General features: G+C 42.5%; 28 protein-coding genes and 1 pseudogene. 24 read left to right on the forward strand and 5 right to left on the reverse strand.

The genetic code is table 11. From position 1 onward, the window contains the following. From J2Z37_RS03925 to J2Z37_RS03940, 4 genes are all read left to right on the forward strand, one after another. On the forward strand, positions 1–222 hold a 222-nt coding region (locus J2Z37_RS03925), incomplete at its 5' end, for a DUF5348 domain-containing protein (protein ID WP_209808929.1). A 110-nt stretch (positions 223–332) separates the two neighbouring features. Further along, positions 333–563, forward strand: coding sequence for a UDP-galactopyranose mutase (locus tag J2Z37_RS03930; RefSeq protein ID WP_209809509.1), 231 nt, complete (start codon positions 333–335; stop codon positions 561–563). A gap of 73 nt (positions 564–636) precedes the next feature. Further along, on the forward strand, positions 637–1,425 hold the full coding sequence (locus J2Z37_RS03935) for a hypothetical protein (protein ID WP_209808930.1): 789 nt from the start codon (positions 637–639) through the stop codon (positions 1,423–1,425). Positions 1,426–1,673: 248 nt separating this feature from the next. Next, positions 1,674–2,870 carry an ATP-binding protein gene (locus J2Z37_RS03940; RefSeq protein WP_280922167.1) on the forward strand — a complete coding sequence of 399 codons (1,197 nt, stop codon included), beginning with the start codon at positions 1,674–1,676 and terminating at the stop codon, positions 2,868–2,870. Between the two features lie 181 nt (positions 2,871–3,051). On the opposite strand, the gene J2Z37_RS25410 is transcribed toward J2Z37_RS03940, so the two are convergent. Further along, positions 3,052–3,672, reverse strand: a complete 621-nt coding sequence (locus tag J2Z37_RS25410) for a peroxiredoxin (RefSeq protein ID WP_245203574.1) — start codon at positions 3,670–3,672, stop codon at positions 3,052–3,054. A 198-nt stretch (positions 3,673–3,870) separates the two neighbouring features. Between J2Z37_RS25410 and J2Z37_RS03955 the strand changes: the two genes are divergently transcribed. The 8 genes and pseudogenes from J2Z37_RS03955 to J2Z37_RS03985 all read left to right on the forward strand — a co-directional run bounded on the left by J2Z37_RS03955 (position 3,871) and on the right by J2Z37_RS03985 (position 8,982). Continuing rightward, complete coding sequence (locus J2Z37_RS03955) at positions 3,871–4,596, forward strand: cytidine/deoxycytidylate deaminase family protein (RefSeq protein WP_209808933.1); 726 nt, start codon at positions 3,871–3,873, stop codon at positions 4,594–4,596. Between the two features lie 140 nt (positions 4,597–4,736). Continuing rightward, entirely contained in the window at positions 4,737–6,290 is a 1,554-nt protein-coding gene (locus J2Z37_RS03960; RefSeq protein WP_209808934.1) for a glycine betaine uptake BCCT transporter, read from the forward strand. Between the two features lie 39 nt (positions 6,291–6,329). Then, on the forward strand, positions 6,330–6,470 hold the full coding sequence (locus tag J2Z37_RS03965) for a hypothetical protein (protein WP_209808935.1): 141 nt from the start codon (positions 6,330–6,332) through the stop codon (positions 6,468–6,470). Between the two features lie 27 nt (positions 6,471–6,497). Continuing rightward, positions 6,498–7,688, forward strand: a complete 1,191-nt coding sequence (locus J2Z37_RS03970; RefSeq protein ID WP_209808936.1) for a dihydrolipoyl dehydrogenase family protein — start codon at positions 6,498–6,500, stop codon at positions 7,686–7,688. Positions 7,689–7,816: 128 nt separating this feature from the next. Next, a pseudogene (locus J2Z37_RS25415) lies at positions 7,817–7,900 on the forward strand (hypothetical protein); the annotation flags it as partial. Between the two features lie 33 nt (positions 7,901–7,933). Continuing rightward, a complete protein-coding gene (locus J2Z37_RS03975; RefSeq protein WP_209808937.1) occupies positions 7,934–8,104 on the forward strand; it encodes a hypothetical protein in 171 nt (56 codons plus the stop codon). A 105-nt stretch (positions 8,105–8,209) separates the two neighbouring features. Further along, positions 8,210–8,581 (forward strand): DUF2203 domain-containing protein, encoded by a 372-nt coding sequence (locus J2Z37_RS03980; RefSeq protein WP_209808938.1) that lies wholly within the window; start codon positions 8,210–8,212, stop codon positions 8,579–8,581. 113 nt (positions 8,582–8,694) lie between these two features. Beyond that, positions 8,695–8,982, forward strand: a complete 288-nt coding sequence (locus J2Z37_RS03985) for an acetyl-CoA acetyltransferase (protein WP_209808939.1) — start codon at positions 8,695–8,697, stop codon at positions 8,980–8,982. Between the two features lie 491 nt (positions 8,983–9,473). Here the strand turns inward: J2Z37_RS03985 and J2Z37_RS03990 are convergent, their stop codons facing one another. Next, the gene (locus J2Z37_RS03990; RefSeq protein ID WP_209808940.1) at positions 9,474–9,923 is read right to left on the reverse strand and encodes a 2-thiouracil desulfurase family protein; all 450 of its coding nucleotides are present in this window, start codon (positions 9,921–9,923) and stop codon (positions 9,474–9,476) included. Between the two features lie 112 nt (positions 9,924–10,035). On the opposite strand from J2Z37_RS03990, the gene J2Z37_RS03995 reads away from it, so the two are divergent. Continuing rightward, positions 10,036–10,557 (forward strand): YbaK/EbsC family protein, encoded by a 522-nt coding sequence (locus J2Z37_RS03995; protein WP_209809511.1) that lies wholly within the window; start codon positions 10,036–10,038, stop codon positions 10,555–10,557. A 485-nt stretch (positions 10,558–11,042) separates the two neighbouring features. Here J2Z37_RS03995 and J2Z37_RS04000 read toward each other — a convergent pair whose 3' ends face one another. After that, positions 11,043–11,270, reverse strand: coding sequence for a cold-inducible protein YdjO-related protein (locus tag J2Z37_RS04000; protein WP_209808941.1), 228 nt, complete (start codon positions 11,268–11,270; stop codon positions 11,043–11,045). Between the two features lie 148 nt (positions 11,271–11,418). Here J2Z37_RS04000 and J2Z37_RS04005 point away from each other — a divergent pair, with 148 nt between their 5' ends. Beyond that, entirely contained in the window at positions 11,419–11,643 is a 225-nt protein-coding gene (locus J2Z37_RS04005; RefSeq protein WP_209808942.1) for a hypothetical protein, read from the forward strand. Positions 11,644–11,984: 341 nt separating this feature from the next. Here the strand turns inward: J2Z37_RS04005 and J2Z37_RS04010 are convergent, their stop codons facing one another. Together J2Z37_RS04010 and J2Z37_RS04015 are read right to left on the reverse strand one after the other, a co-directional pair. Continuing rightward, positions 11,985–13,145 (reverse strand): glycosyltransferase family 2 protein, encoded by a 1,161-nt coding sequence (locus J2Z37_RS04010; protein ID WP_209808943.1) that lies wholly within the window; start codon positions 13,143–13,145, stop codon positions 11,985–11,987. Between the two features lie 80 nt (positions 13,146–13,225). Next, complete coding sequence (locus J2Z37_RS04015) at positions 13,226–13,603, reverse strand: hypothetical protein (protein WP_209808944.1); 378 nt, start codon at positions 13,601–13,603, stop codon at positions 13,226–13,228. Positions 13,604–13,898: 295 nt separating this feature from the next. Between J2Z37_RS04015 and rfbF the strand changes: the two genes are divergently transcribed. The 10 genes from rfbF (at position 13,899) to J2Z37_RS04065 (ending at position 22,733) form a co-directional block, all read left to right on the forward strand. Further along, complete coding sequence (rfbF, locus tag J2Z37_RS04020; RefSeq protein WP_209808945.1) at positions 13,899–14,678, forward strand: glucose-1-phosphate cytidylyltransferase; 780 nt, start codon at positions 13,899–13,901, stop codon at positions 14,676–14,678. Beyond that, positions 14,633–15,760: a CDP-glucose 4,6-dehydratase gene (rfbG, locus tag J2Z37_RS04025; protein ID WP_425340305.1), complete on the forward strand. Its 1,128-nt coding sequence runs from the start codon at positions 14,633–14,635 to the stop codon at positions 15,758–15,760. The genes rfbF and rfbG overlap by 46 nt, the downstream gene beginning before the upstream one ends. After that, positions 15,757–16,317: a dTDP-4-dehydrorhamnose 3,5-epimerase gene (gene rfbC, locus J2Z37_RS04030; RefSeq protein WP_209808946.1), complete on the forward strand. Its 561-nt coding sequence runs from the start codon at positions 15,757–15,759 to the stop codon at positions 16,315–16,317. The genes rfbG and rfbC overlap by 4 nt, the downstream gene beginning before the upstream one ends. 20 nt (positions 16,318–16,337) lie before the next feature. After that, a complete protein-coding gene (locus tag J2Z37_RS04035) occupies positions 16,338–17,150 on the forward strand; it encodes a glycosyltransferase family 2 protein (protein WP_209808947.1) in 813 nt (270 codons plus the stop codon). After that, positions 17,150–17,818, forward strand: coding sequence for a GNAT family N-acetyltransferase (locus J2Z37_RS04040; protein WP_209808948.1), 669 nt, complete (start codon positions 17,150–17,152; stop codon positions 17,816–17,818). The genes J2Z37_RS04035 and J2Z37_RS04040 overlap by 1 nt, the downstream gene beginning before the upstream one ends. A 4-nt stretch (positions 17,819–17,822) precedes the next feature. After that, positions 17,823–18,953 (forward strand): DegT/DnrJ/EryC1/StrS family aminotransferase, encoded by a 1,131-nt coding sequence (locus J2Z37_RS04045; protein ID WP_209808949.1) that lies wholly within the window; start codon positions 17,823–17,825, stop codon positions 18,951–18,953. A 25-nt stretch (positions 18,954–18,978) separates the two neighbouring features. Beyond that, positions 18,979–19,806 carry a R2-like ligand-binding oxidase gene (locus J2Z37_RS04050; protein WP_209808950.1) on the forward strand — a complete coding sequence of 276 codons (828 nt, stop codon included), beginning with the start codon at positions 18,979–18,981 and terminating at the stop codon, positions 19,804–19,806. A 145-nt stretch (positions 19,807–19,951) separates the two neighbouring features. Further along, complete coding sequence (locus J2Z37_RS04055) at positions 19,952–20,794, forward strand: sialate O-acetylesterase (protein WP_209808951.1); 843 nt, start codon at positions 19,952–19,954, stop codon at positions 20,792–20,794. Further along, positions 20,791–21,330 (forward strand): PadR family transcriptional regulator, encoded by a 540-nt coding sequence (locus J2Z37_RS04060; RefSeq protein ID WP_209808952.1) that lies wholly within the window; start codon positions 20,791–20,793, stop codon positions 21,328–21,330. The genes J2Z37_RS04055 and J2Z37_RS04060 overlap by 4 nt, the downstream gene beginning before the upstream one ends. 242 nt (positions 21,331–21,572) lie before the next feature. Next, positions 21,573–22,733 (forward strand): acyl-CoA dehydrogenase family protein, encoded by a 1,161-nt coding sequence (locus J2Z37_RS04065; protein WP_209808953.1) that lies wholly within the window; start codon positions 21,573–21,575, stop codon positions 22,731–22,733. The last annotated feature ends 9 nt before the right edge of the window (positions 22,734–22,742 follow it).

Genomic DNA, 22,742 nt, shown 5'->3' on the forward strand with positions numbered 1-22,742 from the left:
AATTTTCTAGTAACTTCTGCCATAATAGCACCTCCTGGGAATTATTATGACAGATATTATTTAGATTTTGGATGTGCGTCCAGTTTGACGCTTACCCTCTGTTTCGGAGCAAGCAGTGTCCTTTGTCGGGTAGAATGGGATCGTCAGTGGTATGTGGTAATGAAAGATTTAAGATTCCATTTGCATCGAAAAGAAACGTACAAGGTTGAAATAGAGCTTTAGAAGGGAGGTGGATTTCCCACCTCCCTTCTGGTCAAGATGCCCGTCAAATTAAGGTCATTTAAAACCGTCAATTTACGGGCATTATAGCGCGTCAGTAACAACATACCACGATTACTTACGTCTATCCCCAACCGTATATTCACGGAAAAACGGACCCCTATTACCCGATACCCCGCGCAGAAAATCGCCAACACTACCAACTCTATCTACAAGAAGCTGAGCAAATCAAGAGTCGTGTTCTTTTTGCTGGGCGACTGGCAGATTACAAATACTACAACATGGATCAGGCGGTAGCACGTGCTCTTACTTTATTTAACGAAATAAAAGAAAAGAAAGTGTGATTAAGTTTGGGAGGTTTAAGATTGAATGGCCAGCAGGTCTGTTAAAGTCCAATAGATAGAGGTGGTGATGACTATGATCTGTTTTTCATTGGTGGCCCATGAAAATGAAAAAGCTGTACATGATCAAATAAAAAATATTAACCAAATGGTGAAGAATTCTTTAATTATTTTATACAATGGCGGCAAAGATCCTGAGTTCGGCAAGAAAGCTAGCCTGAAATATAGGAATGTAAAGTTATGCCCTTATAGCCGTCCTTTAGAAAGTAGAAAAACCGGGCGGGTACTATATGATGTTACCAGATGGCTTAAAGAAGAAAAAATAAAATATGATTTTTTGGTCTACTTGGAAGCAGATACGATGTTTCTCAACCCCGGATTTACTCCATTTCTGAAAAATGTAATGAGGGGCAGCGACTTCATCGGACAGAGTTGGAGCAAATTCAATCCACGCAAAGATAAACCCGACGCTCCTGCATCGATCTTGATGATTAAAGATTGGGAGAGATGGCAACCCTTCTTTGGAACAAACTATTTCTGCCGGACATCCAATCCCTTTCAAGGCTATAGAAAATCAATGGTGGAAAAAATACTCGATAATATAAATGATAGCGAAATGGAAAATCTATTTTCATCAAGTCCGGTCGAATGTTTAGGGGAGATGATTTTCCCTACCTTCGCACATAAGCTCGGCGCAAAAATGAAAGAATACCCTCGATCCTTTGCGAAATATAATCGTTGGCGGCCAAAACTAACTATAAAAGATTTAAAAGAAGCCTACAAGGAAGGGAAGTATCTATTCGTTCATCCGGTAAAAGATGATGATGTTCGATCGTGGATGATGAGGAAAAATGGAAAAAGGTGATAAGGAATAGGTGGAGAAAAACGTTGGAGTCTGTTACATACAGGCTCTTTTTTAAGGGATTGAAAACGAACATTCAAGTAAACACTTTTAGCAGATAGGTGCTTTAATTAACGAACACACAATTGGTATAATAAAGATGTTTTCTAAACGTTAATAATTTACAATTTTTTAAACAATGAATATGGAAGGGCAGAAAGATGAATGAAATTAAGGACTTTCTATTACAACTTTCTCTTATAGCAGTTCCTATGTTTTCTTACCATCTTTTTTTTAAGGGGCATTTAAAAAATAAGAACCACGATCTCTTGGTAAAATCAGCATTTTGGGGATTTTCTATTCTATTATGTATGTCCTTTCCATTGGATGTTGGCGGTGAGTACCGTTTAGACATCCGAATCATCCCTTTATTGCTGGGGACATTGTACTGTGGATGGAAAACAGGGATCTTTCTTTCCTTTATCGTGATCCTTTATCGACTCTATTCCGGACTGGATTTAGGATTTTTAAATACGTTCCTTACTTTGTTGGTTGCCATCCCTGTTATCCTGTATTTCCAAAAATCTTTTGAGCTTGCCAAAAGAAACAAAAGGGTTAAAATAGCCATTTTTCTTTCCTTTTATTACTGTTTGGTAGGCGTTTTCTGGCTTTGTATTCTTAGGGGATTTGCATCCATGAATATTCAAATACAAACCATTCATTTTCTGTTCGTTTTATTTTCCACCTGGTTATTTACTACTCTTAATGAAAATATTCGGGAGATCTATCAATTGCGATTAGAAATTGAAGATGCCGAAAAATCACGGCTGATTAGTGAACTAACAAGTGTATTTGCTCATGAAATAAGAAATCCGATGCAGGTTACGCGCGGTTTTTTGCAGCTTCTAAAAGAGCCTGGTTCATGGGATAAAAAGAAGGATTATATCCAGATCTCCATTGAAGAATTAGATCGCGCCAATGACGTCATTAATGATTTATTGTCATTTGGCAAACCATCAACCAGCGATCATAAAAAAGTAGAGGTGTGCACGGAAGTACGCCGAGTGATTAATATTATTAAAGCTTATTCGATGCACCAAAACGTTATAATAGAAGCGAATCTAAGTGATAACTGTTGGATCGATGCGAATCCGCAAAAATTAAAACAGTGTATGATTAACATCTTAAAAAATGCCATCGAATCGATGCCAGAGGGTGGCACTGTTTGGATCACTTGTAGAAAGACGGAAGACGGATTTGTTGAGATTAAGATTAAAGATGAAGGAATTGGTATGACAAAAGAGCAGGTGGACAGTCTTGGGTCTCCATATTATTCATTAAAAGAAAGCGGGACAGGATTGGGGATGATGGTTAGTTTCCAAATTATCCAATCATTAAAAGGAAAAGTTCGCGTACACAGCGAAAAGGGTATCGGGACAGAATTCTCTATTCTTTTACCAGGAACGTAAAGGAAGCGTCTTTGGGGGTTGCAACCAAACGTCTGGTGAAGCAATCCCAGTACTTCAACATAAACAAAAACAGCACCTTTAAATGGAAATAAGCGGAAATGCTCCACTTATTTTTCCTTTTTAACTGCTGTTTTTAAAAATAAGGAAAAAATCTTCACTTAATCCATGGGACGAACGCGTGTTAGATCGTTCCTGCCTGTTTGATATCCCTTTTTAATCCAGGCATGCCAGGAACCCAATTCGCTGGCACACCAAGACCTGTACTTCTTCCGAACAGGATTCCTTGCATTAACCGCAAGATCTCGTACGCATTCCGGCCGACTTCTTTTGGATAAATTAATTTAGATGCAATTATTCCTTCAGGGTCAATAAAGATCGTCGCACGAAAGGCAGCCCCGGCTTTTTGATCGAGAACCCGGTATGCTTTAGATATTTGTAAATTTCGATCTGAAAGCAGTGGGTAAGGAATGGTTCTGGCAGAAGGGGATACGTCCTTAAATACTTTGTGGGAATATATACTATCGGTGCTAATAGCTAAAATTTCGACGCCAAGTTTTTGAAACTCCGGATAAATAGCAGCGACCGCCGCTAATTCGGTAGGTCAAACGAAAGTGAAATCGCTAGAATAGAAAAATAAAATGACCCATTTTCCACTATAATTTGAAAGGTTGAACGTTTTGCTTTCTCCATTATAATATCCATCTGTCTCAAATAATGGGGCAATGTCGTCACGTGTTGCACAATAGGGCAGAGGACATTGTGGGGGGACTTCTTGAACAGTGAAGTGTTTCTTTTCAGGCATTTGCGAAAAAGACTCCCTTCTTTTGTTGAACTTAATACTTCATCGTATGCACTGGGCATTTGCTTAGTGAGGTTCTGAACCATTGTACTAGGGAAAAAAGTTAGGAATGAACCAGGATACCGATCAAGCATGATGTGTAGCAATATTCCAATTAGCCCATAGGATAATAGCAAAAATGATCACGAAAAGGAGCACTTTATGTATTATTATTCTTATGATTTCAGGGCTAACCGACAGCAACCGAGTATTGTTGCCTCTGCAACGGGAGATGTCAATGGGGATCGAATACCGGACCATGTCTTTTTAACGGGAACCAAGACACCAGACAGTCCATTTACACAAAATATTACCCTTGTTGTTCAGGATGGAAGAACGGGGAGATATATGAGTACCCCACTTCAGGAAAATGCAGGTTACAACCCTACTTTATTTTTGGGGGATTTTACCGGAGATGGTGTTGAAGATATTTTAATCAGCATCACGTCAGGCGGTAGTGGGGGGATCATGTATCATTACATTTATTCCTATTTGAACAATACCCCCCGGTTACTTTTTGATTTTAATGTGTATAACGGGCAATACCAGTACCAGGTTACTTATTTAGACAACTACAAAGTGGAAGTGACAAGTTTACTTAACAATCAGAAGTATATTATCGACATTTCCAATAGGGGTGCTGACTATCTAAATGAAATCTATGATCCAAATGGCAAACTGAAGAATCCGATCCAAGGGTTTGTGAATCCTTTAAGTGGTTTATATCCGGTGGATTTTGATTCGAATGGCGTATTTGAGCTGTTGGCTTATCAAAAAATAGCGGGAAGGTACAATGCAGATGCACTAGGTTATGTGTTAAATACTTTAGGTTGGAGAAATAATCGGTTTACTTTAGTTAATCAGAATGTCGCGATATTTGGTTCTTAGGGATGAATAGAATTTGATTTGGGGGAGATCAGTAAAAAACTCCCCCTTGATAAATCCTTTCCTAAGATCAGCAAACTTTGCTAAGGAATACATACTCCTCCACAAAATACAAACACTGTATTAAAAAGGGGGATGTGTGAATGAAAAACGTTTCAGCAGTCTTTTGGATCTCCATCATCATATCTGCAATCTTTGTTTTATGGGGAGCCATGGCACCAGATCAATTAATCTCTGTCATGAGTGGGATTCAGGCGTTTTTCTTGCAGCGTTTTGGATGGTTTTATCAGCTTACGGCCACTTTTTTCCTCTTTTTTGCGATCTTTCTCATTTTTAGTCGTTATGGAAGAATTAAACTCGGTAAAGATGAGGACAAGCCAGATTTTAGTCGTCCGACTTGGTTTGCCATGCTTTTCAGTGCCGGGATGGGGATTGGATTGCTATTTTTCGGAGTATCGGAACCGATTTCCCATTTTGCCAATCCACCTTTTGGGACGGGGGGAACCAGTGAAGCAGCAAAGTTAGCTATGAGATACACCTTTCTACATTGGGGCTTGCATGCTTGGGCTATTTATTCGATTATTGCGTTGGCACTTGCCTATTTTAAGTTTCGCAAAGGGTACCCGGGTTTAATGAGTGCAACGCTATATCCTCTATTAGGGGAAAAAACGAAAGGGCCAGTTGGCACGGTCATCGACCTGATTGCTGTGATCGCAACTATTTTTGGTGTGGCGGCATCATTAGGACTAGGTGCTTCACAAATCAATAGTGGCTTGAGCTATCTGACAGGAATTCCTAATAATTTCACCGTACAGTTAATCATTATTGCTGTAGTAACCGTTCTGTTCCTTTTATCTGCTGGAACAGGAGTCAAACGGGGGATTAAATACCTAAGCAATGCTAATATGGTTTTAGCGGTTGGATTATTTATCCTCTTACTATTTTTAGGTCCAACTATCTTTTTGTTGAATTTGTTCACTACGACCTTTGGAGAATATGTGCAAAATTTATTTGTTTTGGGCTTAAGGTTAGCTCCCTTTAATTCAGAGGCGGCAAACTGGTTCCAAAACTGGACGATATTTTACTGGGCTTGGTGGATTGCCTGGGCACCATTCGTTGGAACTTTCATTGCCCGCGTCTCCAAAGGGAGGACAGTACGGGAGTTTATCTTGGCTGTTCTCATCGTTCCCAGCGTTGTTTGTGCCCTATGGTTTACCGTATTTGGCGGAACGGGGATTTTTATGGAGTACAACTTAGGTTTAAATGTTTCCGGTCAAACATTAGAAACGGCCTTGTTTTATGTCTATCAGCATCTCCCGTTTAGTATCGGATTAGCGATTATTACACTCTTTTTGATTAGTACCTTTTTTATTACTTCCGCCGACTCCGCCACTTTTGTCTTAGGAATGCAGGCGACACACGGAAGTTTAAATCCTCCTAATTACGTGAAGTACATTTTAGGATTAATTTTATCCGCCTCTGCTGTGATATTAATGTTATCCGGTGGGTTACAGGGATTTCAAGCAGCGATCATTGTCAGTGCCTTCCCCTTGGGAATTATCCTCATCATGATGACCTTTGCGCTGCTGAGATCGTTTAAGGCTGAACGAATCGAGCGGACGAAACCACCGGAACCCCAACCAGAATTTAAGGAGCGAAAGGCCCCTTCTTTTCTTAGGAGAAAAGCAAAAAACTAGGTAGAAGATAACTGTGGAAATAAAGGAGGAAGTGAATGTATGAAGAAACACTACGACATGATTATTATCGGGGCAGGAACGGTTGGTTTCGATGGCTTGAGGGAAGCGCGTAGTTTGGGTGCTAGTGTGCTTTTGGTGGAAAAAGAAAAGGTAGGAGGGACCTGTTTAAACTGGGGATGAATGCCCAAAAAGGCCTTGGTAAGGTCTATGAATATTTGGAACAGCATTAAAAGGGTTTCTGACTTTGGCATACTCGTCCAATCACCACAGTTAAATTGGTCAGAAGTGGTCCAACGAAAAAATAACATCATTGGTAAATTCGTTGGAGGGAAAGGCCCCTACCTCCAAAAAATGGGTGTGGACCTTGCGATGGGACAGGCCGAGTTTGTTTCCCCGCAGGCGATTCGTGTAGGCGAGGAAACGTATGAAGCCAATCGATTTTTGATTGGCGTGGGATCCGAGTCGATCCTTCCACCTTTTGAAGGGGTCGAACACGGTATTACAAGTAAGGAATTATTGTTTATGGAACAACTCCCTAAAAGTATGGTCGTCATTGGGGGAGGAATCATTGGGATGGAGTTCGCGCATATTTTTGCAAGTGCCGGAACGAAAGTGACCTTGCTGCAAAGAGGGGAACGGGTACTAAAAGGCGAGGATCACGAAACGTCTCGTGTAATAGAAGACATCTCTCAAAAAATGGGCATCGACATGAAATTTCGCTGTCATGTAACCAAAATCGAAAAGCAGGGTCAACTCCGAACCGTGCATATCAACGGGCCAGAAGGTGAATCGCAGATTGAGGCAGAGGTTGTCCTGATTGCCACAGGCCGGAAGCCTGCGGTAGAGGGGTTAAATTTATCAGCTGCAGGGGTTGAGTACTCTCCACGTGGAATCCAAGTGAATGATTACCTGCAGACCACAGCGGAACGGATTTATGCAGCGGGTGATTCGATTGGAGGCTATATGTTTACCCCGATCGCGGCACATCAAGCAAAAGTTGCTGTTCGCAACGCACTAAAGGGAAATCGTGTGAAACCGGACTATCGTTATATGACACGGGCAGTGTTTACACATCCCCCGATTGGAAGCGTAGGGTTAACTGAAGAAGAGGCCCGAAATGAAGGGTTGGATGTGGCGGTTGGAAAACTCCCTTATGCACTCTCAGGCACGGCCATCCTCCTGGGGGAAACAGAAGGGCAAATGAAAGTGATCGTTGATAAGAAAACCAGGCAATTGGTCGGTGCGCATTTTGTTGGGCAGGATGCAGATGAATTAATTCATCTGGTAACGGTTGCGATGAAAGGGAAGCTAACCGTAGACGACTTTCTAGAAATTATACCGGTGCACCCGACCCTGGCTGAATCCTTAATCGAGATGGTTCGAGGGATTGAAGCTTAGAGATTGGTCGCAAAAATGTTGATCCTTGCGCCATTTGTGGAAAACTTTACAATCCATAAGAATACGCATAACGAAATGGGAAAATCTACAAATGTGCAGATGAATTATTCGTTTTAACAAGAAAGGTTGCTGACCAAGTCAACGAAGCGTACGAGCGTGTTCTTCGTAGTGATGTGCGCTACCGATTTGTGATCGATATTTCTACCTTATAACTGGTTGAAGAATAAACCTAAGGAGGATTTTCCATGAGCCGAACCTCAAAAGCTGATCACACCCATCGTAACTTCGAAACCTTTGTCCGCAATCATATAGAGAACAACAGTGAACCAGATCAAACCAACTTAGACGTTGAGTTTTCTAGTGAAATTGATGCTAAATTGTTGAGCGAGAATCATGATAAAAAGCTTGAGAAGTAGCCGTTCCTGACAGGAGCGGTTTTTTTAGAGCTTGGCAATTGTATTCCGGGAAGGCTTTCTTCATAATGGAATAAGATATTCTCTTACTGTCTGGGGGTTAATCTTTTGTCGGAAAAATACTTTACGCTTGCCGAAGCGGAGGCGCTTCTTCCCATGGTTAAAGAAGAGCTTGATCATCTGCAACAGCTGCAAAATGAGTTTCAGGAAAAATATGTGGAACTGCGTACAATGTACGATAGAGAAGGGGCTTTTGAATTGGAAAGTCAGATGGAATTCCTTGAGATACAGGCGAACATGCATGTGAATAATTTATATGCCCACGGTGTTCAATTGAAGGATATTGATCAGGGTTTAGTCGATTTTCCCGCTTTGATCAATGGCGAAGAAGTTCTGCTTTGCTGGAAACAAGGGGAGGATCAGATTGAATATTACCATGGCGTGCATGAAGGGTTTCGGGGGAGGAAGAAGCTCGAATAGGAGCTATGCCCAAAAATTTTAGATGTGGTTATATATCCAATCTTTTGGGAAATAGGTACGTATATTGAAATGGTATATTCCAATTCCCAAGGAGAGGTGGATGAAAACCCACTATGCCAGTTCAAACACGAGTTGTTTATCAAGTGAATCCGTCAATGGTTAACGCTTTGAAAACAATTAGAGAGCAAGCATACAACGCTAGCAGGGGCGTGATTAACCAGCGTGTAAGAATTCAAACGGTTGATGGGCAGATTTATGAAGGAGTCGTGGTCAATGTAGACAGGAGGCACGTTTACTTAACGGTTCCTGCCATGCAAGGATATGGAAGGCAATGGGATGAGGATCTTATCCTGACATTGGTTTTATATGAGTTGCTCGTGATTACTTTGTTATATATTTAATAAATTTTCTTCACCAAAGAGGTTGGGCCTGTATGATGAGCTAGCCTCTTTTTTGCTGACATGTAATAGAAACAAGGGGTCAGCTCCGTTAGACCCCTTGTTTCTAAAAACCTCATATTTATGTCTTCCTTTTTGTTTCGCTAAATATAGTGCTTTATCGGCACTTCCAATAAGCTCCTGTGGTTCGGAACCAGAAAATTGGAAGAATCACAATAGGGTCAGGGGATAGGATCACTAAACGACGATACCTTTCTTCACTATCTTTAACCCTGCGTGAAGCATCATTTGATTGCAATATATAAAAGTTTGTGAACTGATAGGGGACAGGCGCGGGCTCGAAAGGGCGTTTAAACCACATAAGGTCTCCTGGGTCCATCACAAAATAGAGCGGACCCTATACCCTATTTTAGCTAAGTACCAAAAATTCGCGAGTCTGAAACGGCGCAGAACCTATTAGAAACCAAGCATAATTCTGACAGGCATGGGAGAAATTAGGCCTCAATCTGCTCCTCAGAAGTAACGGAGATCCCATTTCGGATGAACAAGGCGGCGGTTACACCAACCCCTTCCTTTTTGCTTTTGGAGTAGGTGCCATCATAAATCATGTGGCTGCCGCAAGAGGGGCTTCTTTCTTTTAAAATGGCCTCCGTTGCTCCAACGGTTTGGGCGATTTTCAGAGCCTGGTGGGCGCCATCGATAAATTGCTTCGTGACATCATTTCCCTGATTGTCGATCACTTTTGCTTTCCCATCTAACACGTCGAATCCATTCCCGCCCACAATTTCTGCTGGATTTCGGGGTGTGGACAGGCCGCCTAACTGTTCAGGGCAAACAGGAATCGCCTTTCCATTGCGCACAAGACCTTCAATTTCCTGAATGTAATTACCCTTTTTGTCATAACGGCATTGGCACCCCATTAAACAAGCGCTCACTACTTTCACGGCAGGTTCACCTCTTTTTGCTTAGTTTACCTTACTAACGTTATCTTACCAGAGATGAAAGATCATGGAAATTATGTTACATTTATTGATAAAAATAGAAGGGATGAATGAGATGTCACTAGAAAGTGTGAAGGCCCATTTCAAACAATGGGATCGCGAAAAGGATATTATGGAATTTGCCACGTCAAGCGCTACAGTGGCTGAGGCTGCAGAAACGATTGGGGTTATTCCCGCGCGAATTGCAAAGACCTTATCTTTCAGAAGTGAAGATGGAAAGGCGATATTAATCGTCGCAGCGGGCGATGCCAAGATTGATAATAAGAAGTTTCGGCAAACCTTTGGATTCAAAGCACGGATGCTGTCACCAGAAGAGGTATTAGAGCAAACCGGCCATGCGATCGGAGGGGTGTGTCCATTTGGCTTAGAAAATCAACTCTCTACCTATTTGGACGTTTCCATGAAACGATTTGAGACCCTTTTTCCTGCCTGCGGAAGTATCAATTCAGCCATAGAATTGACCAACGATGAATTGTTTCAGTATTCATTTGCGAAGGAATGGGTAGATGTTTGCAAAGGATGGGAAGAATCGGAGGAGCAAGAGGGTTCAGTACTAGAAAAAGCAGGATCTAATTAAGCTTCTTGGTGCATAACGGAAAAACTTTCCGCTATTACCAAAAATCTTGATAAAACAGGTGAAATAGCGGAAAACTTTTCCGTTAAGGAATCTTTTCAGTATGTTGCAAACGTTTGCAGGTGTGGGTAACGGAAATTTTTTCCGTTATTTGATTCCAATATGGATTACGATCAGAAATAACGGAAAAACTTTCCGTTACTGGGAAGTCCTCCTAAGTGATAAAGGGAGAATCTCCACCTATTTTAAACAATCACCACATAATGGGTGAAATAGGGGGAGAAAAATCTCTTATTTCAATAAAACACCATAAGAAGGCACTCACAATTTGGGTTAGGTGGAATTTCTACCTCTATTTTGTCCATTTATGCTTCTTTTTGGGAATAGGTGTAAAAACTACACCTAACAAATGGGGGTATAAGCATGCCAGCGTCACCCTTTGAGAAAATGAGGCAGATCCCATGGACCGGCCCCCAAAGTAAACGACATTAGTGTGTTACAGATTCATTACCGTTGTCCTTCTTTTTCTGTCTTTTGATCTTGGTAATGAGTTCAGGCAAGTGTTTGAAGCTTCTGATCATGGCCCCATTACAAAGGGGACAGCTCATATCTTTCCCGGAAGCCATTTCTTCGCGAACCCACGCCTTGCACCCAGGACTGGTACATCGCAGTACTTGTACGGGGCTTAGTTTCGGTTTTTGATCGTCTTGCAGCATAACAAACACCTCCTATTCTAATTTCCCCATCGAAACGGAAATCATTCCCAAAAAGTCATACGGATAACCTTATGGTATAATAAGGAAAAATATGCCGTGGTCAACGTAGCTATTTCCCGTTGATTACCAAATAACGGAGATTAAAAGTATGAAGAAGCACTATGTCAATTTAGCAGCATCCATCTTATTTATTATTTATTCTTTTTGGAAGCTTCATCATTTTTTTGCCCCCAAAGTGGGTCCAATCGGAAACGGTCCTAGTGACTTGCAGGTGAATATTATATGGGTATTGTTTAGTCTATCTATGATTTTAGGATTTGGTGTTCTATTTTATTCTGTTTATTGCATTTTTAAAAATAAAAAAGAAAGCTGATCTTAGGGTTGGACATCTGATTTAATAGATTCGCCGTGCCATTTTATACCTCCTTTTAATATAGTAATGTAAGTCATTTGCAAGGAGGTGCTTATATCTTGAAATATAAAAACACAGCCAAGACAAAACAAATTTTCCCAAGTTGCCGGAGATTCTGCGCTAATATTTGTAATGAGGTATTTGGGGGTAGTCAGCGTTGTTTTCGTGATTGTCTAGCTTGTAGAAATAACGTCTTATCGAAAAAAAGAAAATCGAAAAAGAAATAAATTTCATAGACCTAAGAATAGACCGCGCTTAAGTTATTAACTATTGCGGTCTATTTTTGTTGAACTGATTCAATTTTAAGAGCGGTTCATTTTCCTTAACATTTTAAACATTTGTTCTAGGTTAACTTGGCGCTTATTTTCCAAAAGTTTACGGACCTTTTTCCGTTCATCTTTGCCTAACGATTGAGCTTGTGTCTGAAGGATGGATTTGAAATGTGACTCAAGTCTTCTGAGAATCCCCCTAACCTGGGAGATGTTTTGCTTTTCTAAACCTAATTTGGCTTGCAGTCTCCAGAGGTTCTCCCGTGCTTTACGATTCATTCGTCTGCTATGGGGTGGTGGTAATGCATCTTGAAGTTCACCAAGTCTTCGAAAAGTATGCTTCATCGACTGATTATGAAGGATTCGATTCAGTTGGTACTGGCTTAGATCTAGCTGTAATTTTGATAATTTCTCCTTTTTCTGATCCTGCATCCTCCCTTTGGTTCCTTTTAAAAATCCCTTTTGCGAAGCATGTTTAATAAGGTTCAACCAATCAATGGTGCGAAAAATTTTGCCTAGAGGATGTTTCGAAAGTTGGCTGGAGTGTTTACGAAAATAGCTGAGGGTTTCTACAAGATAGACGGCTTTTCCTCTGGATAACAAATTCAACCAGGTGGCTAAATCCACACTGTATTCAGCCCGGACCCCCTTAAAAACGCCGAAGGGTTCCTTTAAAGCTTTTTTTCTAAACAATACAGTGGAAGGTTCCCCGATGAAATTTTGACCTCGGCGAAGAATCTGATTTCCAAGTTTTATTCCATCAATGAGCTTGTTCTCGTGGAAGGATCGATAAATCTCTCTGGGTTGTTCGTTCTTATCTAAGATCTGTCTGGAAGAAGTAACAAGGACGATGTCTTTGTTATGAAGAAAACAATCTATCATCTTTTCTATTTTGGTTGGAGCGAAGAGATCATCATCCATCAGGTAATTAATATACTCGCCTGTTGCTAGTTCCAAGCATTTTTGTTGGTTGGCAATAGGTCCAATATTTTTAGCATTTTTTATATATTTTATCTGGAAGGGGTGGTTTTTCTTTGATCTTTCAACAATTTCCCTCGTTCGATCGTCATCACTATTATCACAGATGATAATTTCAATGTTCTTATAGGTCTGATTTAAAACGCTATTTAAGGCTTGTTCAAACCAGATGGGGCGGTTACGAGTAGGGATTAGTATACTGACTTTGGGGAGCATGACACAAACTCCTTTCTATAAAAATAGGAAAGGGGGGCTGGCCAATGTATGGAAACCCCCAATTTTCTTGAATCTATTGTTTAAAGCTTCTTCATGTGGGATCTGATAGAGTCAACCCATTGGCTGCGATTTTGTCCTCCGAATCGATTGCTTCTAAATTCTTCAACAACCCTGGAAATCGTTGCTGGATCAGTAGATTGGAGCATTGTCCTTACTCTGTTTAGTAGATTCTGGATATCCGCTTGCGTTTGGCTATCCAAATTCATCGAGCGTAGGTTGTTTTCTACTTGCGTCAGGTTTCTTTGGATATTGGATAGGAACTGACCGTTGGATTGAACGGAATTCATTTGGTTCACGGCTCTTTGGATGTTGTTGATTCTTTGGCTGTTTAGACCGAGAGCGCTGAGTTCCCCTTCTATGAATCTCCTAATTCTTCTTTCAAGTTTTTTGCTGTTCATATTGTTTCCCTCCTTTCTTATTTATGTTATGTCTATCGAAAAGAAGTTGATTGGACAGGAAGCATAGACAAATCTATCATTTTTTTCCGCATAGGAAAGTATAAACTACCTCGAATTATCTTCCCTATCGGCATAAAAAGCTTCCTCATAAGAGGGATGCATCTTCTACGAATTTGCTTCAATAGAAGCTTTGTCTAATAGAGAGGAATGGTCAAATGACAGTTTCGAATCTCTATTGCAGAACATACTATATTTTGTAATAGATTTATGGGAATCAATAGAGGAGGGATCAAAAGTGAAAGTAGTTATTCTGGCTGGTGGATTTGGCACGAGAATCAGCGAAGAATCCCATTTGAGACCCAAACCGATGATCGAAATTGGCGACAGGCCGATGCTTTGGCATATTATGAAAATCTATTCGCATTATGGCTTTAACGATTTCATTATTTGCTTGGGATATAAAGGAGATGTAATCAAACGATTTTTTGCTGATTTTCCTCTCTATGAATCTGACGTTACCTTTAATTATAGAAGGAAGAAAATCAATATCCTCCAAGAGCCTAAAGAGCCTTGGAAAATCACTCTCGTCGATACAGGAAAGGAAACAATGACGGGGGGAAGAATTAAGCGAATCCAAAAATACGTGGGAAATCAATCATTCTTACTAACCTATGGGGATGGGGTGATTGATGCGAACCTATTAGAATTAGTGAACTACCATCAAAAACATGGAAAGATCGCCACATTAACCGCTGTGCAGCCAAGTGGAAGATTCGGAGCACTAACCATAGGAACGAATCACGCTGTACTGCGATTTAATGAAAAACCGAAAGGGGACGGCGGTTGGGTCAACGGCGGTTTTTTTGTCTTCGAACCAGAGATTTTTGATTATCTGCAAGGGGACACCTGTGTGTTGGAGAAAGAGTCATTGGAAAAACTGGCTGATGAGGGTCAATTGCAGGCCTTTCAGCATCATGGTTTCTGGTATGCCATGGACACTTTGCGTGACAAGAATTACTTGGAAGAATTATGGAGTTTAGGGAAAGCACCTTGGAAAGTATGGGAAAAACGATGATAGACCCGGAATTTTGGAAAGGAAAAAAGGTGCTTGTGACTGGTCATACGGGGTTTAAAGGCTCTTGGCTTTGCCTTTGGCTGCATGCCTTGGGCGCTTCTGTTACCGGGTATTCCCTGGGCGCTCCCACCGAACCCAATCTCTACCAATTATGCCGATTGGATGAATTGGTAAGCTCTCATTTGGCGGATATTCGAAACTTCGATAGACTATCAACCGTTCTTCAAGCGGCAGCACCTGATCTTGTCTTTCATTTAGCTGCACAACCGCTTGTGCGGCAATCCTACCGAGATCCGCTTGAGAGTTATGAAACGAATATCATGGGCACCGTTCATCTGTTGGAAGCTGTTCGGAGGGCCACACAAAAGGGCAACCCCATCAAAGCTGTCATTAACGTGACCTCCGATAAATGCTATGAAAATCAGGAGTGGGTTTGGGGGTACCGGGAAACAGATCCCCTAGGGGGAAAGGATCCCTATTCCAATAGCAAAGCTTGTGCGGAACTAGTCACCGCCTGCTATCGTGAAGCTTTTTTTGAGGGGAGTGACCATCCGGTCACGCTTGCAACTGTCAGAGCAGGAAATGTGATTGGTGGCGGGGATTGGGCCAAGGACCGACTCATTCCAGATCTTATCCGCTCGACCCTCGAAGAAACACCTCTAAAAATCCGTTATCCAAAGGCTGTTCGCCCTTGGCAGCACGTCCTCGAGCCATTGCATGGGTACTTGTTGTTAGCGCAAAAATTAGCTGATGAGGGTCCTTCATTTGCTGAGGCCTGGAATTTCGGACCGGAGGAACAGGATGTGTGGACAGTGGAGCAGGTTGTAAAAGGCTTGTGTGAAAAGTGGGGGAGAAAAGCAAGTTATGAGATGGAGGAAGAGAATCAACCGCTCGAAGCGCGTTCTCTCAAGCTTGACTCTTCCAAAGCTAAACAGAGATTAGGGTGGCAACCGAAGTGGAATTTGGATACAGCTTTAACCAAAGTAGTGGAATGGGTAATGGCCTATCAGAATAAAGAGGATTTGAGAATGATCTGTCTGAAACAGATTGAAGATTTTGTTAAAGGTGGAAGGATTCAATGAAGATAGAAGCCGGTTGCTTACCAGGAATCTATGAAATCTCCTTCACTTCACATCAAGATCACCGCGGCAGTTTTACCAGAATCTACGATCAGGAAATGTTCGAGAAGCACGGCTTACAAAGCCACTGGGTTCAAGAAAATCGTTCATACACCCAGAAGAAGGGGACGATCCGCGGACTTCACTTACAGTTTCCTCCTTTTGCCGAAACGAAAATGGTCCGGGTATCCAAAGGAGCCATCTGGGATGTATTTGTAGATTTGCGAAAAGGTTCATCGACTTTTGCCCAGTGGGGCGCCTGCCTTTTGCAGGAGGACATTGACAAGATGCTCTATATCCCTAAAGGTTTTGCCCATGGGTTTTGTACCCTAACCGATCACTGTGAAGTGATTTATAAGGTGGATAACTATTATTCACCCTCACACGAGGGAGGGATCCTTTGGAATGATCCGGATCTTGGCATCGTTTGGCCGCACACCTTCCCGGTTCTTTCAAGGAAGGATGAGAAAGCTTTATCCCTAAAGGAGTTTATCAAGAGGTATGAAGGAATTACTTTGTGAATAAAGAAGGGGGCTGTATGATGAAGCCATTGGTTAGTATCCTCATACCGACCTGTAACAGGCCGGTATTTTTTGAAAAAGCCTTAAAGAGCGCGCTCAACCAAACCTATCAGAATACGGAAATCATCATTTGCGATAACAGCGATAACGACAAGACGGAGAACATTGTGAAAAAATATCAGGCAGGACGTGGCGGTTCAAAGATCAGGTATGTAAGAAACAAGGAGAATATCGGACCGATCGCCAATCAGCACAAGTGCTTTCGTCTCGCAAAGGGGCAATATATCAACTATCTCATGGATGACGATGTGTTTCACCCGGAGAAAATCGCGAGGATGATGAATTATTACCTGAAGTATAAAGGAATCACCCTCGTCACTTCCCGTAGAAGAGTCATTGATGTCAATGGCAAGTTACTCAATGTTCCCAAAAAATATAAAACCTTCAAGATCCTCTACCCCAGAGACACGATTGTAGAGGGAAAGGAACTTGGAAACCGGATGTTGCGTGATAATACCAATTATATTGGAGAGCCTACCACGGTTTTGTTTCGAAAAAAAGATCTGGATGAGCCCCTTGGCATGATGAATGGAAGGCAAGCGTTGTTCGCTGTGGATTTTGTCAGTTGGCTGAATCTCTTATCGAAAGGGAACGCCGTCTATGTGACGAAAACCTTAAGCTATCTGCGCTACCATCCGGATCAGCTGTCACAAAGTGCTGGAGCCAAAATCTTATCGATCTTGGATGCGCCAAATATTCTAGACTATGCGAAGGCAAAAGGCTTCCTCAAAGAAAAGAGTAAGAAAAAAAGGAAGAAAGGGAAGTCGTCATGATGGAAATCCTAGAAAGCTACAAAAGGGCCACGAGTGACCACATAGATCGGTTTTGCATTCCTATCCAGTTTAACGGGGAGGTGATTGGCAGGCTGCGTCCTGTCACTTTTGAAAGCCTTCAGAATGAAGAGGAAATGCGAAAGCTTGCCGAGTGGCGCCGCGCTTCGGCGGAGTGGTTCACCACCCAGTTTTCTGTCAGCGAAGTAGGGACGAGAGAGTGGATTAGAGAACAGGTCCTACATGCGCAGGATCGAATACTTTTCTTCGTTGATGATCCGTCCCTTACGCCAATTGGTCAAGTCGGGTTGTGTCATTATGATGAACAAAAGAAAGAATGTGAATTTGACAATTTGCTCCGAGGAGAAAAGGGACAGTTTGCTAATCTGATCATTCCAGCATTGATTGCGCTCGGCCTTTGGAGTATCAAGGTGCTCGATATACAACAGGGATACCTTCAAGTGCTGGCAAATAACTTTCGGGCAATTCATATCTATCAAAAGCTGGGGTTTCAAGAAGTGAAAAGAACCCCTTTAGTGAAACGGGTAGAAGGGAAAGTCGTTCGTTGGGTGCCTGCGACAGATCCAGCGACGGTTGCAACGGAACGACACTTAGTAACGATGGTAATTGAAAGAAAGATTTTTGAGAATCTCTATAAACAAGGGAGGTGAAGAAATGAAAGAGATTAGGCTTTTTAAGCCTTCCGTCGGTAAGGAGGAACTGCAAAGCATCCAATCGGCCTTTGATCGAGCTTGGTTGGGATTGGGGCCAAAAGTGCTGGAATTTGAGCAGAAATGGAGCGAGTTCATCGGAAGTGGGGCTTCTGTCGGTGTTAATTCATGTACAGCGGCCCTTCATTTGGCTCTATCTGCCTATCGGTTTCCTAAAGGTAAAAAGGTTTTAGTTCCTGTCATGACGTTTGCCTCGACGGCCATGGCTATTCTTTACAATCAGCTGGAACCGGTGTTTGTCGATGTGGATGAGCATACGCTTGGCATCTCCCTTAAGGATCTGGATCAGAAATACACCAAGGAATGCGTGGCGGTCATGCCGGTTCACTTTGCCGGACACCCGGTACAGATGGATCAATTAATGGCATGGGCGAAGGCGCGCCATGTAAAAGTAATTGAGGACTGTGCACATACTGCCGGAGGAAAATACAAGGGAAAATCGCTAGGCACATGGGGAGACATCGGCTGTTTTAGCTTTGAAGAGAAAAAATGTATGACAACGGGCGATGGCGGGATGATTTCCTCCGATGATCAGGAGCTGCTGAAGCCATTGCGACATGCCCGTTGGGTTGGCATAAACAAAGATACGTGGGAACGGCACATGGATAATGGTGTGGGCAACCTGGAGGCCAATCATTGGTATTATGAAATTTCGGAGCTTGGCTACAAATACAACATGAATGATCTGATGGCCTCCATAGGCTTGGTTCAATTGCAGAAATTAGAAAAAATGAATCGCCGGCGGGAAGCACTGCTTCATCGCTATCTTTCGGGAATGAGGAAGGAGGGGGCCGTCAAGGCTGCCGTTCCATATGTGCTGCGGGATTCCTCATATTGGGCGTTTATGGTACGCGTCAAAGAACGGAATCGTTTTATTATCGAGATGAAGGAAAACGGAATTGCAACAGGTGTACATTACATGCCCTTAACGCTTCATCCCTTGTTTCTTCGTTATCAATCGGATACGCCCATTGCCTATCGAGTTTGGAAGGAATTGGTTACCCTCCCGCTTTTCCCCGAATTAAGCTTCGATGAGATTGATTATATCCTTTCCGCTATGAACGGTTTTCAATAATTTTAAAGACTGGGGTGTTTGCGTGATGGAAGATCAAAAAAAACCCTTCGGTCTGGATACAACCTCCTTACCTTTCCGATTGTATCAAAAGTCAAAACAGCATGGATTGTGGGATCCCGAAACCATTGATTTCAGTAAAGACCGTGCGGATTGGGCGACGCTGACCCAAACGGAACGCCAGCAAGTCCTTGAGCTTGTTTCCATGTTTTACTTTGGGGAACAATCGGTAACAGATGAACTTCTGCCCTTGATTTATGCCGTGGATAAAGAGGGCCGGACTGAAGAGACCATGTATTTAGCCACCTTTTTATTTGAGGAGGTGAAGCATTTAGAATTTTTTTCAAGATTTCTTGCGGAAGTGGTTGGTACTCCTTTGAATTTGCAACAATATCATTCGAAAGGGTATCAGCAGATTTTTTACAAGGAGCTGCCAACCGCAATGCAGAGACTGCTAACAGACCAGTCTCCGGAAGCCATTGCCGTCGCCTCAACGACCTATCATTTACTGGTAGAAGATATTGTGGGCGAAATCGGGTTCTGGTTTTTCGGGCAGGTGTTTGGAAATAAAGGAAAAATGCCTGGGTTGGCGGAAGGATTCAGAAATATTGCCCGCGATGAAGGAAGACACATCGCCTACGGAACATTCCTCATCCAAAGATTAATGAAAGAACATGGAGATCACATATTTATTGTCGTTAAAAATCGAATGGCTGAGCTTCTCCCGTATTGTTCGGGGGCTGTTGGACCGCATGGCAGTCATCTTATTATTCCCAGGATGAATAGGAGGCTACAGATCCTCTCGAGAGGTTGTACAAATCAGGAGGGAGAAGCGGGTGGCGATTCCATCATTTGAAATGAAATCGTTGGATGCGGCTTTGAAAAGAATAAGGGAGCTAGTTTTCATCGACCTGACGATGGAACTAGCTCTTTTTTAGGGATAGTATGATATTTTTTAGTCTAATTAGACTATAATGGTGAGGTAAAGGAGTGAAGACTAAATGATAAAGTCATTTTTAATGTTGGGTCAGTCTAATATGGCGGGCCGTGGATTTTTGTATGAAGTCGATCCTATCTATAATGAAAAAATAAAAATGCTGCGCAATGGACAGTGGCAGATGATGACAGAGCCGATTAATTACGACCGTCCGGTTTCCGGTGTAAGCCTGGCGGCGTCTTTTGCGGATGCCTGGTCGAAAGCCAATCCCGATGAAGAAATTGGTTTGATTCCTTGTGCGGAAGGAGGCAGCTCCTTGGATGACTGGCATCCGGAAGGCATCCTTTTTCAGCATGCTTTGTCCGAAGCCCGCTTCGCCCTGCGGTCCAGTCAAATCTGCGGAATCCTTTGGCACCAGGGTGAGAGCGACAGCTATCGTTCGCTATATGAAACTTATTACGAGAAATTCACCCTTATCATCGAGACCCTAAGAAACGAATTGAATCTTAATGAGGTGCCGTTGATCATTGGCGGACTTGGTGATTTCCTTGGAAAGACCGGTTTTGGACAGCACGCGACAGAATATCGACAGGTCAATGAACAATTGCAGCACTTCGCTAACGAACAGCAAAATTGTTATTTTGTAACAGCGGCAGATTTGACCGCGAATCCTGATGGCATTCATTTAGACGCGGTTTCGCAACGCAAATTCGGCTACCGCTATTTCGAGGCTTTTTCGAAAAAGTGTCATGTCATGGAACCGATCCCTGGGGAGGAGCAGTCGCTGAAAGTGGAGCGTGACTATTCGAAAACAGAACAGATATACCTTCATAGCATGGATTTGGCTTCGGGTAAAATCACGTACGCAGAATTCGAGGCGCAGATAGTGAAGGTGATGCAGCCTTGATCCCCTTACTCATCCTGGGCTTGCTCATCCAAAACCCTGGCGCTCACGGCTATGAACTACTGGCTCTAATGGAAAAACGCCATTACAAATACATTGTAAACTTCACAAAAGGCTCGTTTTATTACAATCTGCAACAACTTGAAGAAAAAGGTTGGATTGAACAGATTCAGCAGAATCCTTCAACTAGTGGGCGCGAAATTCGGAACTATAAAGTCACCGGAACGGGAATGGCTGAATTCGAAAAATTAATGGTCATATACGGCACCAAATCGGAATATGTGAACCTGCAATTTTATGGGGCGCTACTCTTTGCCGATGAATACGACAAAAACAAATTGCTGGAACTGATCCAATCGCAAATAGACCAGACTAAAACGCGAATCGCCCTTCTTGATGAATACCTGTTCACCACACAAGAACTTCCCGGCACAATTGATTACTACCGCCGCATGAACGAAAATTCCCGTTCCCATCACTTGGTTAACTTAGAGTGGTTTGAACAATTGAGAGCAGAAGTAGAGGGACATACTGCATAATAAAAAAAGAAGCTTTGGGGCAAGCGTGAACGTACCCGTCCCTCAGAAAGCAAGGCAATTACGTTTAACGTAAGGGTTCGCCGTAGAGGACATGAAAATAAAGATGTTTTGAGTCTAAAGTTAGTCCGCAAGCTTTTACCAAATGTGAAAACAAAATTGTTTTGCAGTGAACGGTAAAAATTATTACAATATAAATACAGAATAATCATTAAATTCAGTCACAAAGTTAAAGGGGGCTTAAGATGTCATTATTTGAACTGGATGAGGGGCAAAAACAAGTACTAGAGATGGTCCGGGATTTCTGCAAACAGGAAATTGCGCCTGTTGCCCGAGAACTGGAGCATAACGATGAGTATCCGCATGAGATTGTTGCCAAAATGAAGGAGTTGGGATTCTTTGGATTTACGATTCCCGAAGAGTACGGGGGGATCGGCCTCGACTATGTCACCTATGCTTTGGCTATTGAAGAAATAACTAGACATTGGATGAGTGTGGGCGGGATTTTAAACAGTCATCTAATCATGGCCTATATCATCGAAAAGTTTGCAACCACCGAACAAAAGGAGAAGTTTTTGCCTGGCCTTGCATCGGGAGAATTTCGCGGCGGTCTTGCTTTAACAGAAGCAGAAGCAGGTACTGACGTGCAGAATCTCTCATCCAGGGCGGTGCGGGTCAAAAATCATTACATCCTAAACGGCAGCAAAATGTTCATTACCAATGCAAGACACGGGAACACATTCATTGTAGCTGCTAAAACGGATCCACAAGCGGAGCCTAAATATAAAGGAATAAGTCTTTTTATCGTGCAGAAAGGCCATCCCGGATTTCAGGTTCAGAGGGATCTAGATAAATTAGGTTATAAAGGGATCAAAACGTGTGAAATTGTTTTTGAAGATGTTGAGGTTCCAGTCAATCAATTAGTGGGCGGTGTAGAAGGCAGAGGGTTTAAACAAGTATTGGGAGGGCTTGAATTAGGAAGAATCAATGTTGCTGCGCGAGGAGTTGGGCTGGCAAGGGCAGCGTTTGAAGATTCCATCCGTTATGCCCAAGAGAGGAAGACCTTTGGAAAACCCATTTGCGAGCATCAAGCGATCCAGTTGAAATTGGGGGAGATGGGAACAAAGCTGGAAGCGGCACGTCTCTTGACCTTGAACGCTGCCACCAAGCTGCAAAAAGGGGAACGGTGTGATCTGGAGGCGGGAATGGCCAAGCTGTTTGCCTCTGAAGCAGGTTTCGAGATATCCCATGAAGCGATGCGTATTCACGGTGGGTATGGGTACACAAAAGAATTTAATGTAGAACGTTACTACCGCGATGCCCCCCTCATGATCATTGGTGAAGGAACCAATGAAATGCAAAAGATCATCATTAGCAAAGGACTGGTCAACAAATATAAGCTCTAATCAAGAGGA

The sequence above is a fragment of the Ammoniphilus resinae genome, from assembly GCF_017873965.1.
Classification (GTDB): Bacteria; Bacillota; Bacilli; order Aneurinibacillales; family RAOX-1; genus Ammoniphilus_A; species Ammoniphilus_A resinae.